This window comes from Streptomyces sp. 2323.1 (assembly GCF_900221035.1).
Lineage (GTDB): Bacteria > Actinomycetota > Actinomycetes > Streptomycetales > Streptomycetaceae > Streptomyces > Streptomyces sioyaensis.
Genome location: NZ_LT907981.1, coordinates 6,305,621 through 6,318,571 on the forward strand (window position 1 = coordinate 6,305,621; position 12,951 = coordinate 6,318,571).

The 12,951-nt window shown below is 64.6% G+C and carries 9 protein-coding genes and 2 rRNA genes; 7 read left to right on the forward strand and 4 right to left on the reverse strand.

All coding sequences use genetic code 11. The annotated features are described in order from the left end of the window. Positions 1–4: 4 nt before the first annotated feature. On the reverse strand, positions 5–811 hold the full coding sequence (locus CPH93_RS27180; RefSeq protein ID WP_093482507.1) for a hypothetical protein: 807 nt from the start codon (positions 809–811) through the stop codon (positions 5–7). Between the two features lie 108 nt (positions 812–919). Between CPH93_RS27180 and CPH93_RS27185 the strand changes: the two genes are divergently transcribed. The 4 genes from CPH93_RS27185 to CPH93_RS27200 all read left to right on the forward strand — a co-directional run bounded on the left by CPH93_RS27185 (position 920) and on the right by CPH93_RS27200 (position 4,155). Next, positions 920–1,714 carry an ABC transporter ATP-binding protein gene (locus CPH93_RS27185; RefSeq protein ID WP_093488531.1) on the forward strand — a complete coding sequence of 265 codons (795 nt, stop codon included), beginning with the start codon at positions 920–922 and terminating at the stop codon, positions 1,712–1,714. 136 nt (positions 1,715–1,850) lie between these two features. Continuing rightward, positions 1,851–2,264: an NfeD family protein gene (locus CPH93_RS27190; protein WP_093482506.1), complete on the forward strand. Its 414-nt coding sequence runs from the start codon at positions 1,851–1,853 to the stop codon at positions 2,262–2,264. A gap of 101 nt (positions 2,265–2,365) precedes the next feature. Further along, positions 2,366–3,304 carry an SPFH domain-containing protein gene (locus CPH93_RS27195; protein WP_030087611.1) on the forward strand — a complete coding sequence of 313 codons (939 nt, stop codon included), beginning with the start codon at positions 2,366–2,368 and terminating at the stop codon, positions 3,302–3,304. 77 nt (positions 3,305–3,381) lie between these two features. Further along, entirely contained in the window at positions 3,382–4,155 is a 774-nt protein-coding gene (locus tag CPH93_RS27200) for a sulfite exporter TauE/SafE family protein (protein WP_173909892.1), read from the forward strand. 33 nt (positions 4,156–4,188) lie between these two features. On the opposite strand, the gene CPH93_RS27205 is transcribed toward CPH93_RS27200, so the two are convergent. From CPH93_RS27205 to CPH93_RS27215, 3 genes are all read right to left on the reverse strand, one after another. Then, complete coding sequence (locus CPH93_RS27205) at positions 4,189–4,692, reverse strand: HNH endonuclease (RefSeq protein ID WP_093482505.1); 504 nt, start codon at positions 4,690–4,692, stop codon at positions 4,189–4,191. Between the two features lie 385 nt (positions 4,693–5,077). Continuing rightward, complete coding sequence (locus CPH93_RS27210) at positions 5,078–5,617, reverse strand: YbhB/YbcL family Raf kinase inhibitor-like protein (RefSeq protein WP_096214334.1); 540 nt, start codon at positions 5,615–5,617, stop codon at positions 5,078–5,080. Between the two features lie 42 nt (positions 5,618–5,659). Further along, positions 5,660–6,442: a sporulation protein gene (locus CPH93_RS27215; RefSeq protein WP_096214335.1), complete on the reverse strand. Its 783-nt coding sequence runs from the start codon at positions 6,440–6,442 to the stop codon at positions 5,660–5,662. 169 nt (positions 6,443–6,611) lie between these two features. Here CPH93_RS27215 and CPH93_RS27220 point away from each other — a divergent pair, with 169 nt between their 5' ends. The 3 genes from CPH93_RS27220 (at position 6,612) to CPH93_RS27235 (ending at position 12,839) form a co-directional block, all read left to right on the forward strand. Further along, entirely contained in the window at positions 6,612–7,262 is a 651-nt protein-coding gene (locus tag CPH93_RS27220) for a DNA-3-methyladenine glycosylase (protein WP_096214336.1), read from the forward strand. Positions 7,263–7,887: 625 nt separating this feature from the next. Further along, positions 7,888–9,414, forward strand: a 16S ribosomal RNA gene (locus tag CPH93_RS27230). A 303-nt stretch (positions 9,415–9,717) separates the two neighbouring features. Then, positions 9,718–12,839: ribosomal RNA gene (locus CPH93_RS27235) — 23S ribosomal RNA — on the forward strand. The 16S and 23S rRNA genes sit together here, the layout of an rRNA operon. The last annotated feature ends 112 nt before the right edge of the window (positions 12,840–12,951 follow it).

The window sequence follows — 12,951 nt, forward strand, 5'->3', positions numbered from 1 at the left end:
CCGTTCACCCCCGGTGCCGCTCCCGCTCCTCCACCGCGGAGTTGTACGCCGCCACCTGCGCCCGCCGGGCCGTCCGCTCCACCGGCCGCAGGGCCTCGGCCCGGGCCGCGATCTCCGACGAGCTCACCGCGCCACCGTGCTCCCCGCCGGCCTGCTGCGCGATGTCGATCAGCGCACCGACGCGCTGCGCCAGCTCCAGCACCCGCACCGCACGCGGCGGGTACCCGGGCGCCAGCACCTGCCGGCCGGCCTCCGCCCGCGCCCGGTACGCCGCCAGCGCCGCCTGCGCCACCGGACCGGCCCCGGCCACATCCAGCGTCGACAGCAGCTCGGTCGCCTCCCGCAGCGCCTCCGCCAGCTCCCGCTCCGCCTCACCCAGCGACGGCACATCGGCCGGCGGCGCCTCGCGCACCGGAAGGCAGCGCCAGACCACCTCCACATGCACATCGGGCCCGGCCCCGCCCTCCGGCCCGGCCTCGTACGTCTCCGGGATCAGTCCGAGCCCCGCACCCGAGGCGAGCACCGCCTCCTCGGCCTCCAGCGCCGCCGCGTTGAATTCCGGCGGCCCGCACAGCCCCAGCGGATGGCCGGGCACCGGCAGCGCCACCCGCAGGCCGACCGCCCCCAGGGCCCGCAGCCGCCCCAGCGCGAGGGTCAGCCCGACCGGCTGATCCTCCCCGGGCAGGCCCTCCACGCGGTGCACCGCATCGTCGTCCGCGATACGGTCCGCGGCGTCATCAGGTGAGACAAGTCCGGCCAAAAGGGCATTTCCCCATGCCGCCAGCCGTCCTGAACGAGGTTCATCGAGCATGCCCCCCAGCCTAGGGAACAGCACCGACAACGAGTGGCGTAGGTTTGCAGGGGGGCTGCGCCTACCGGTGCACACGACGACCGAGAAGCAATGGGAGAGATCGCGCTCATGAGCGATGTGCTGGAGCTGGTGGACGTATCCGTGGTCCGCGAAGGACGGGCTCTGGTGGACCAGGTCTCCTGGTCGGTGAAGGAGGGGGAGCGCTGGGTGATCCTCGGCCCCAACGGTGCCGGCAAGACCACCCTGCTGAATCTCGCCTCCAGCTACCTCTTCCCGAGCACCGGCAGCGCGTCGATCCTCGGCGAGCAGCTCGGCAAGGTCGACGTCTTCGATCTGCGCCCGCGCATCGGCGTCGCCGGCATCGCGCTCGCCGACAAGCTCCCGCGCAGCCAGACCGTCCTGCAGACCGTGCTCACCGCCGCGTACGGCATGACCGCGCACTGGCAGGAGAACTACGAGGACGTCGACGAGCAGCGCGCCCGCGCCTTCCTCGACCGCCTCGGCATGAACGACTACCTGGACCGCAAGTTCGGCACCCTCTCCGAGGGCGAGCGCAAGCGCACCCTGATCGCCCGGGCGATGATGACCGACCCCGAGCTGCTGCTGCTGGACGAGCCGGCCGCCGGCCTCGACCTGGGCGGCCGCGAGGACCTGGTGCGCCGCCTGGGCCGCCTCGCGCGTGACCCGTACGCCCCCTCGATGATCATGGTCACCCACCACGTCGAGGAGATCGCCCCGGGCTTCACCCACGTCCTGATGATCCGTCAGGGCAAGGTGCTGGCCGCCGGCCCCCTGGAGCTCGAACTGACCTCCAGCAACCTCTCCCACTGCTTCGGTCTCCCGCTGATCGTCGAGCGCAACGGCAACGACCGCTGGACCGCGCAGGGTCTGCCGCTGACCTGAGCGCCCGCCCGCCGGCCCGCAAGGCGCCCCCAGCCGTCGTCCGGGGCCCCATCGCGGCGCGTGGTCCCTGCCGCTGACCGATCGTCCCCTGTCCCGCGCAGCCGTACGGATCTACCATGAAGCCGTGGATCCATGGGTGTGGTGGCTGATCGCCGCCGTAGGACTGGGTATTCCTCTCGTCGTGACCGCGATGCCCGAATTCGGGATGTTCGCGGTCGGTGCCGTCGCCGGTGCCGTCACCGCAGGGTTCGGTGGCGGCACCGTTCTGCAAGTCCTTGTGTTCGTGGCGGTATCGGTCGCGCTGATCGCCGTCGTGCGCCCGATCGCCAACCGCCATCGCGGCCAGAGCCCCCAACTCGCCTCCGGAATCGACGCGCTGAAGGGCAAGAGCGCCACGGTCCTGGAGCGCGTCGACGGCGGGGTCGGCGGCCGCATCAAACTCGCCGGCGAGGTCTGGTCCGCCCGCGCTCTCGACGCCGGCCAGGTCTACGAGCCCGGCCAGCAGGTCGACGTCGTCGAGATCGAAGGCGCCACCGCCGTCGTCATCTGACCCCAACACGCTGCGCGACGAGCCACGTCTCTGAAAGACTGATCAACGTCAAGCCGGTCGCCGGCCGGCACGGACCAGCAACGAAGGGCACGGGAGCCGCTGTGGAACCGATCATCATCGTCCTGATCATCCTGGTGGTGCTCGTGTTCATCGCACTCATCAAAACGATCCAGGTCATCCCACAGGCCAGCGCCGCCATCGTGGAGCGCTTCGGGCGCTACACCCGCACGCTCAACGCCGGCCTGAACATCGTCGTCCCGTTCATCGACTCCATCCGCAACCGCATCGACCTCCGCGAGCAGGTCGTGCCGTTCCCGCCGCAGCCGGTGATCACCCAGGACAACCTCGTCGTCAACATCGACACGGTGATCTACTACCAGGTCACCGACGCCCGCGCCGCGACGTACGAGGTCGCCAGCTACATCCAGGCGATCGAGCAGCTCACCGTCACCACCCTGCGGAACATCATCGGCGGTATGGACCTGGAGCGGACCCTGACCTCCCGGGAGGAGATCAACGCGGCGCTGCGCGGCGTCCTCGACGAGGCCACCGGCAAGTGGGGCATCCGCGTCAACCGCGTCGAGCTGAAGGCCATCGAGCCGCCGACCTCCATCCAGGACTCGATGGAGAAGCAGATGCGCGCCGACCGCGACAAGCGCGCCGCCATCCTCCAGGCCGAAGGTGTCCGGCAGTCCCAGATCCTCACCGCCGAGGGTGAGAAGCAGTCCTCGATCCTGCGCGCCGAGGGTGAGGCCAAGGCTGCGGCCCTGCGCGCGGAGGGTGAGGCCCAGGCGATCCGGGTGGTCTTCGAGTCGATCCACGCGGGCGACCCGGACCAGAAGCTGCTCTCCTACCAGTACCTCCAGATGCTCCCGAAGATCGCCGAGGGCGATGCCAACAAGCTCTGGATCGTGCCGAGCGAGATCGGCGACGCCCTCAAGGGCCTCGGCGGCGCCCTCGGCAACTTCACCCCGCCGACCGGCGGCGGTTCCATCCCCAAGCCCAGCTCGCCGAACCGCGAAGCGCCCCCCATCGACTGACCCGTTCAGCCTCGTGCATGATCAGTGGTGGCCCCTCGACCTTCATGGCGGGGAGGCGACCCTGACCATGTGAGGAGATGGCCTTGTCCATCGGGGAAGCAGTCGCAGTCTTCGCCGCGGGAATCGGCGCCGGCACGATCAACACCATCGTCGGATCCGGGACGCTGATCACCTTCCCGGTACTGCTCGCCTTCGGCTTGCCGCCCGTCACGGCCAACGTCTCCAACACCCTTGGCCTGGTGCCCGGTTCGCTCAGCGGCGCCTTCGGCTACCGCCGAGAGCTCGCCGGCCAGCGCCGCCGTCTGCTGCGCTTCGCCGCCTTCGCCCTCATCGGCGGCCTCGGCGGCGCGATCCTGCTGCTGGGGCTGCCCTCCAAGGCCTTCGACACCATCGTCCCGGTATTGATCGCCCTCGCGCTCGTACTCGTCGTCGCGCAGCCCAAGCTCGCCGCGAGGGTCCGCGCCCGGCGCGAGCGCAACGGCACCAGCGCCCACCCCGACGGCGGCACCGCCCTGCTCCTCGGCCTGATGCTGGCCAGCGTCTACGGCGGCTACTTCGGCGCCGCACAGGGGGTCATCTACCTCTCCCTGATGGGCGTGCTGCTCAACGAGGACCTCCAGCGGATCAACGCCATCAAGAACGTCCTCGCGGCCGTCGTCAACGGCGTGGCGGCGGTCTTCTTCCTCTTCGTCGCGGAGTTCGACTGGACCGCCGTCGCCCTGATCGCGCTCGGCTCCACCCTCGGTGGCCAGCTCGGCGCGAAGGTCGGCCGACGGCTGCCGCCCACCGCGCTGCGCGCCGTCATCGTCCTCGTCGGCCTGCTGGCCATCGTCCAGCTCCTCCTGAAGTAGGGGGAGCTGGACGAGAATTCCGGCTGGTGTGCGCTACGCCGGCACCGGCAGCCACTCCGGCAGCCCGTCCCGCACCGACACCCCCAGCGTCGACAGCAACGCATCCGCCGGCGTCGGCTCGAACGGCCGCCGCAGCAGCTGCATCCCCGCCTGCTCGGGCGTACGGTCCGCCTTGCGGTGATTGTCCTCCGCACACGAGGCGACGGTATTCAGCCAGGTGTCCCCACCGCCGTGCGACCGCGGCACCACATGGTCCACGGTCGTCGCCCGGCGCCCGCAGTACGCACACCGGTGCTGGTCACGCACCAGGACACCCCGCCGCGACCAGGGCGCCCGTCTTCGGAACGGCACCCGTACGTATCTGCTGAGCCTGATCACCTGCGGCACCGGGACATCCACCGAAGCGGCACGGATGCGCAGCCCCGGGTGCGCGTGCTCGACGACGGCCTTGTCCTGCATGACCAGCACCACCGCACGCCGCAGCGTCACCGTCGACAGCGGCTCGAAGCTCGCATTCAGCACCAGCGTCTCGCGCATCCCGTCCCACCTCCCGGACCCGCTCCGCCCCCGTGGCGAAGTTGCTCCACTGTGCAGCGGCAGGTATTCCCCGAACAACGCAATTTCCGCATGCCACAAGGGAAATGGCGGGCGATCGGAAGATGAAAAGGAGGTGCCGCGGCAGAGCCGCACACCTCGGAAAGAGTGCGCTCCGGGTCCCACCCCCGTGAACACGCGAGACCCGGAGCGAACGGCAGCCGGCGAGGACACCCGGAACGCGGGCTCCGGCGAACAGCGGACGACACACCAGCGCCCCGCCGCTCCCGCCACTGCGGTACCGACTGTCCGACGCCCCGGTGAGGGGCGTCGGCACGGACACCACTGTGCGTGCGGGAAGCGCCGGGGCGCAACGGAATTACGGGGCTCAGCCCGCCGCGGGCACCTCGTACTCCGCGATCAGCTGGGCCCGCCCGATCGCATGGAACCGCAGGTTGAAGCCCACGACGGCAGGCGACGCATCCGCGTCCGGACCGAGCTTCGCCTGGTCCACCGCGTACACCGTGAACACATAGCGGTGCGGACCGTCCCCGGGCGGCGGCGCCGCGCCCCCGAAGTCCCGCGTGCCGTAGTCGTTACGGACATGAACGGCGCCCTCGGGCAGACCCTTCATCTCCCCGGACCCGGCACCGGCCGGCAGCTCCGTCACCGACGCCGGGATGTCGAACAGCGTCCAGTGCCAAAAGCCACTGCCCGTCGGCGCATCCGGGTCGTAGCAGGTGACGGCGTAGCTCTTCGTCCCCGCGGGAGCACCCTCCCACCGCAGCTGCGGCGAACGGTTCCCCTCGGCGAAGACCTGCTCCGCGCGCAGCGTCCCGCCCGGCTCCACCTCTTCGCTCTGCACCGTGAACGACGGCACCGGCGGATGGAAATCGTGCGGGAGCGGCCGCCGCTTCAGCTCGGACACTTCGACACCTCCTGATCGCTTGCTGACACCTGTCCGGCCAGGTTAGAGCCAGTTCCGCTTACCGCCGACCTCCGCCAGCCACTGGTTGAGATATGCCGCCCAGTCGGTCCCCTCGAAGTCGTTCAGCCCCACCGTGAACGACCGGTAGGTGTCCGAACCCTCCGTGAACAGCCCCGGCTTCTTGTCCATCTCCAGGACGACGTCCATCTCCCGGTCGTCCGCCACGAACGACAGCTCGACCTGGTTCAGCCCCCGGTAGTGCTGCGGCGCATGGAACTCGATCTCCTGGTAGAAGGGCAGCCGCTGCCGGGTCCCCCGGATGTGCCCCTGCTCCAGATCGGCGGCCTTGAAGCGGAAGCCGAGCCGGCCGAACGCGTCCAGGATCGCCTGCTGCGCCGGCAGCGGGTGCACGTTCACCGGGTCAAGATCACTGGAGTCCACGGCACGGGCGATCGCCAGCTCCGTCGTCACCCCGACGTTCATCCCGTGCAGATGCGTCCCGAGGAACGTCGTGACCGGCGTCTCCCACGGAATCTCCAGCCCGAACGGCACGGTGTGCGCCGCGCCCGGCTGCACCTCGAACGCACCGCCCAACTGCACCTTGGTGAACTCGATGTTCCGCTTGTACTCCTCGTCGCCGCTCTCGACCTCGACGCGCGCCTGCAGCCCGACCGACAGCCCCTCGACCTGCTGCGCCACGGACCCGCCCTGGATCCGCACCTCGCCCTGCACGACCCCGCCCGGGACCACGTTCTCCTCGAAGAGCACCGTCTCCACCGACGCGCCCCCGGCCCCCAGGCTCGCCAGCAGCTTCTTGAATCCCATGCTCGTCCTCCCCAGGCGGAATGCCTGTGTTTCCCGTAGCGCACCGTGCTCCCGGCGCGCTTCCTACGAACGCGGAACCACGCGACCCGGTTCCACGGCCCACACCTTCCCAACAGCGGTGCCCCCATGGCCAGCCGCCGCCCGAACGGCTCCACTACCCTCGGTCCGTATGACCGACGTACCGGAACGAATGCCGCTCACCCGCGACTTCTTCGCCCGCCCCGTCGTGGAGGTGGCCCCCGACCTGCTGGGCCGCACGCTCCTCCGGCACACCCCCGACGGTCCGATCGAACTCCGGCTGACCGAGGTCGAGGCCTACGACGGCGAGAACGACCCCGGCTCCCACGCCTACCGCGGCCGCACCGCACGCAACGCCACCATGTTCGGCCCGCCCGGCCATGCGTACGTCTACTTCATCTACGGCATGTGGTTCAGCCTCAACGCCGTCTGCTGCCCTGACGGCCAGGCGAGCGGAGTCCTGCTGCGCGCCGGCGAGATCCTCACGGGCGCGGAGCTGGCCGCCGTCCGCCGCCCCAAAGCCCGCAGCGCCAGGGAACTGGCCAAGGGTCCCGCCCGCCTGGCCACCGCCCTCGACATCGACCGCAGTCTCGACGGCACCGACCTGTGCGTCGGCGGCAACGCCCCCCTCTCCGTACTGCACGGCCGTCCGCCAGCCCCGGAACTGGTGCGCAATGGCCCGCGCACCGGCGTCGGCGGAGACGGAGCCGACCACCCCTGGCGCTACTGGATCGCCGACGACCCCACGGTCAGTCCCTACCGCCGCCACGTCCCCCGACGCCGCACGACCACCGCAACTTGACTCTGTATCGCCCACCGCCTAACGTAGCCCGAGCCGCTGGAGACGGGCAGCGCTATTGTGCGCGAACCGCAGGCGGCGCAACCACTACTCCGCACGATTCCCTGACGGGTCTGCTTTCGCATTGCCGAAATTCAGACCCCGCCGACTCGATTATGAGTCGCCAGGGGAAACCGTTAAAGTAGTAACCACGCCGAACGGCAGCAGCGAATAACTGCTCCGGGCGGCCTCCGATGAAATTCGGACCCGGAATCGACGAGAAACCGGATCTGCTAGAGTCGGAAACGCGAAGAAGCCGAAAGGCCGAAACGCACCGGCGAAAATCGGGCCCGCAAGGATCTGATAGAGTCGGAAACGCAAGACCGAAGGGAAGCGCCCGGAGGAAACCCGAGAGGGAATCCAAAGGAAGCGTCCGTTCCTTGAGAACTCAACAGCGTGCCAAAAGTCAACGCCAGATATGTTGATACCCCGTCTACCGGAAACATCCGGTGACGAGGTTCCTTTGAAAGTCCATCCCGCCCATGTGGTGCGGATGGCACACACAGCGAGGACGCTGTGAACGACCGGACCTATTCCGTCTGGTCGTTCCACTCTTCTCGTGTGTGTTTCACCCGATTACGGGTAAACATTCACGGAGAGTTTGATCCTGGCTCAGGACGAACGCTGGCGGCGTGCTTAACACATGCAAGTCGAACGATGAAGCCCTTCGGGGTGGATTAGTGGCGAACGGGTGAGTAACACGTGGGCAATCTGCCCTTCACTCTGGGACAAGCCCTGGAAACGGGGTCTAATACCGGATACGACACACGACCGCATGGTCTGTGTGTGGAAAGCTCCGGCGGTGAAGGATGAGCCCGCGGCCTATCAGCTTGTTGGTGGGGTGATGGCCTACCAAGGCGACGACGGGTAGCCGGCCTGAGAGGGCGACCGGCCACACTGGGACTGAGACACGGCCCAGACTCCTACGGGAGGCAGCAGTGGGGAATATTGCACAATGGGCGAAAGCCTGATGCAGCGACGCCGCGTGAGGGATGACGGCCTTCGGGTTGTAAACCTCTTTCAGCAGGGAAGAAGCGAAAGTGACGGTACCTGCAGAAGAAGCGCCGGCTAACTACGTGCCAGCAGCCGCGGTAATACGTAGGGCGCAAGCGTTGTCCGGAATTATTGGGCGTAAAGAGCTCGTAGGCGGCTTGTCACGTCGGATGTGAAAGCCCGGGGCTTAACCCCGGGTCTGCATTCGATACGGGCAGGCTAGAGTTCGGTAGGGGAGATCGGAATTCCTGGTGTAGCGGTGAAATGCGCAGATATCAGGAGGAACACCGGTGGCGAAGGCGGATCTCTGGGCCGATACTGACGCTGAGGAGCGAAAGCGTGGGGAGCGAACAGGATTAGATACCCTGGTAGTCCACGCCGTAAACGTTGGGAACTAGGTGTGGGCGACATTCCACGTCGTCCGTGCCGCAGCTAACGCATTAAGTTCCCCGCCTGGGGAGTACGGCCGCAAGGCTAAAACTCAAAGGAATTGACGGGGGCCCGCACAAGCAGCGGAGCATGTGGCTTAATTCGACGCAACGCGAAGAACCTTACCAAGGCTTGACATACACCGGAAAACCCTGGAGACAGGGTCCCCCTTGTGGTCGGTGTACAGGTGGTGCATGGCTGTCGTCAGCTCGTGTCGTGAGATGTTGGGTTAAGTCCCGCAACGAGCGCAACCCTTGTTCTGTGTTGCCAGCATGCCCTTCGGGGTGATGGGGACTCACAGGAGACTGCCGGGGTCAACTCGGAGGAAGGTGGGGACGACGTCAAGTCATCATGCCCCTTATGTCTTGGGCTGCACACGTGCTACAATGGCCGGTACAATGAGCTGCGATACCGCGAGGTGGAGCGAATCTCAAAAAGCCGGTCTCAGTTCGGATTGGGGTCTGCAACTCGACCCCATGAAGTCGGAGTTGCTAGTAATCGCAGATCAGCATTGCTGCGGTGAATACGTTCCCGGGCCTTGTACACACCGCCCGTCACGTCACGAAAGTCGGTAACACCCGAAGCCGGTGGCCCAACCCCTTGTGGGAGGGAATCGTCGAAGGTGGGACTGGCGATTGGGACGAAGTCGTAACAAGGTAGCCGTACCGGAAGGTGCGGCTGGATCACCTCCTTTCTAAGGAGCACTTCTTACTCGGACTTGTCCGGGTCAGAGGCCAGTACATCAGCGAATGTCTGATGCTGGTTGCTCATGGGTGGAACGTTGACTATTCGGCACGGTCGGTTGGAATCATCAGTACTGCTTCGGCGTGGAACGTGAGTCTTCAACTGGTCGTGTCGGGCACGTTGTTGGGTATCTGAGGGTACGGACTATGGTCTGGACCTTCGCGATGCCGGCCCCGGTAAAGATCCGCTTCGGTGGGTTGTGACGGGTGGCTGGTCGTTGCTTGAGAACTGCACAGTGGACGCGAGCATCTGTGGCCAAGTTTTTAAGGGCGCACGGTGGATGCCTTGGCACCAGGAACCGATGAAGGACGTGGGAGGCCACGATAGGCCCCGGGGAGCTGTCAACCAAGCTTTGATCCGGGGGTGTCCGAATGGGGAAACCCGGCAGTCGTCATGGGCTGTCACCCGCTGCTGAACACATAGGCAGTGTGGAGGGAACGCGGGGAAGTGAAACATCTCAGTACCCGCAGGAAGAGAAAACAACCGTGATTCCGGGAGTAGTGGCGAGCGAAACCGGATGAGGCCAAACCAGTCACGTGTGATACCCGGCAGGGGTTGCGTGGTTGGGGTTGTGGGATCTCTCTTTCACAGTCTGCCGGCTGTGAGACGAGTCAGAAACCGTTGATGTAGGCGAAGGACATGCGAAAGGTCCGGCGTAGAGGGTAAGACCCCCGTAGCTGAAACATTAGCGGCTCGTTTGAGAGACACCCAAGTAGCACGGGGCCCGAGAAATCCCGTGTGAATCTGGCGGGACCACCCGTTAAGCCTAAATATTCCCTGGTGACCGATAGCGGATAGTACCGTGAGGGAATGGTGAAAAGTACCGCGGGAGCGGAGTGAAATAGTACCTGAAACCGTGTGCCTACAAGCCGTGGGAGCGTCGCACAAGGAACTTGTTCCTTGTGTCGTGACTGCGTGCCTTTTGAAGAATGAGCCTGCGAGTTTGCGGTATGTTGCGAGGTTAACCCGTGTGGGGAAGCCGTAGCGAAAGCGAGTCCGAATAGGGCGTTGAGTAGCGTGCCCAAGACCCGAAGCGGAGTGATCTAGCCATGGGCAGGTTGAAGCGGAGGTAAGACTTCGTGGAGGACCGAACCCACCAGGGTTGAAAACCTGGGGGATGACCTGTGGTTAGGGGTGAAAGGCCAATCAAACTCCGTGATAGCTGGTTCTCCCCGAAATGCATTTAGGTGCAGCGTCGTGTGTTTCTTGCCGGAGGTAGAGCACTGGATAGGCGATGGGCCCTACCGGGTTACTGACCTTAGCCAAACTCCGAATGCCGGTAAGTGAGAGCGCGGCAGTGAGACTGTGGGGGATAAGCTCCATGGTCGAGAGGGAAACAGCCCAGAGCATCGACTAAGGCCCCTAAGCGTGTGCTAAGTGGGAAAGGATGTGGAGTCGCAGAGACAACCAGGAGGTTGGCTTAGAAGCAGCCACCCTTGAAAGAGTGCGTAATAGCTCACTGGTCAAGTGATTCCGCGCCGACAATGTAGCGGGGCTCAAGCACACCGCCGAAGTCGTGTCATTGCAGTAATACTCCCAACGGAGGCTGTGATGGGTAGGGGAGCGTCGTGTGCCGGGTGAAGCAGCCGTGGAAACGAGTTGTGGACGGTTCACGAGTGAGAATGCAGGCATGAGTAGCGATACACACGTGGGAAACGTGTGCGCCGATTGACTAAGGGTTCCTGGGTCAAGCTGATCTGCCCAGGGTAAGTCGGGACCTAAGGCGAGGCCGACAGGCGTAGTCGATGGACAACCGGTTGATATTCCGGTACCCGCTTTGAAACGCCCAGTATCGAATCCATTAATGCTAAGGCCGTGAAGCCGGCCTGGAGTCTTCGGACAAAGGGACGTGGTGGAGCCGCCGATCCAAGGTGGTAGTAGGTAAGCGATGGGGTGACGCAGGAAGGTAGTCCAGCCCGGGCGGTGGTTGTCCCGGGGTAAGGGTGTAGGGCGCTGTCCAGGTAAATCCGGACAGCATGAAGCCTGAGACCTGATGCCGAGCCGATTGTGGTGAAGTGGATGATCCTATGCTGTCGAGAAAAGCCTCTAGCGAGTTTCATGGCGGCCCGTACCCTAAACCGACTCAGGTGGTCAGGTAGAGAATACCGAGGCGTTCGGGTGAACTATGGTTAAGGAACTCGGCAAAATGCCCCCGTAACTTCGGGAGAAGGGGGGCCATTTCCGGTGATGAGACTTGCTCTCTGAGCTGGGGGTGGCCGCAGAGACCAGCGAGAAGCGACTGTTTACTAAAAACACAGGTCCGTGCGAAGCCGTAAGGCGATGTATACGGACTGACGCCTGCCCGGTGCTGGAACGTTAAGGGGACCGGTTAGTCGACCTTCGGGTCGGCGAAGCTGAGAACTTAAGCGCCAGTAAACGGCGGTGGTAACTATAACCATCCTAAGGTAGCGAAATTCCTTGTCGGGTAAGTTCCGACCTGCACGAATGGCGTAACGACTTCTCGACTGTCTCAACCATAGGCCCGGTGAAATTGCATTACGAGTAAAGATGCTCGTTTCGCGCAGCAGGACGGAAAGACCCCGGGACCTTTACTATAGCTTGATATTGGTGTTCGGTTCGGCTTGTGTAGGATAGGTGGGAGACTTTGAAGCGGCCACGCCAGTGGTTGTGGAGTCATTGTTGAAATACCACTCTGGTCGTGCTGGATGTCTAACCTGGGTCCGTGATCCGGATCAGGGACAGTGTCTGGTGGGTAGTTTAACTGGGGCGGTTGCCTCCTAAAGAGTAACGGAGGCGCCCAAAGGTTCCCTCAGCCTGGTTGGCAATCAGGTGTTGAGTGTAAGTGCACAAGGGAGCTTGACTGTGAGACTGACGGGTCGAGCAGGTACGAAAGTAGGGACTAGTGATCCGGCGGTGGCTTGTGGAAGCGCCGTCGCTCAACGGATAAAAGGTACCCCGGGGATAACAGGCTGATCTTCCCCAAGAGTCCATATCGACGGGATGGTTTGGCACCTCGATGTCGGCTCGTCGCATCCTGGGGCTGGAGTCGGTCCCAAGGGTTGGGCTGTTCGCCCATTAAAGCGGTACGCGAGCTGGGTTTAGAACGTCGTGAGACAGTTCGGTCCCTATCCGCTGCGCGCGTAGGAGTCTTGAGAAGGGCTGTCCCTAGTACGAGAGGACCGGGACGGACGAACCTCTGGTGTGCCAGTTGTCCTGCCAAGGGCATGGCTGGTTGGCTACGTTCGGAAAGGATAACCGCTGAAAGCATCTAAGCGGGAAGCCTGCTTCGAGATGAGGGCTCCCTCCCCCTTGAGGGGTTAAGGCTCCCAGTAGACGACTGGGTTGATAGGCCAGATATGGAAGCGCCGTAAGGTGTGGAGTTGACTGGTACTAATAGGCCGAGGGCTTGTCCTCAGTTGCTCGCGTCCACTGTGTGGTTCCCGGGTTGCGAACAGTCGCAATCGCTGGTTGAACCAAGTTTCACTCTTAACTAAAAAGTGTGCTTGTTCGCTAGAACCCGATAGGG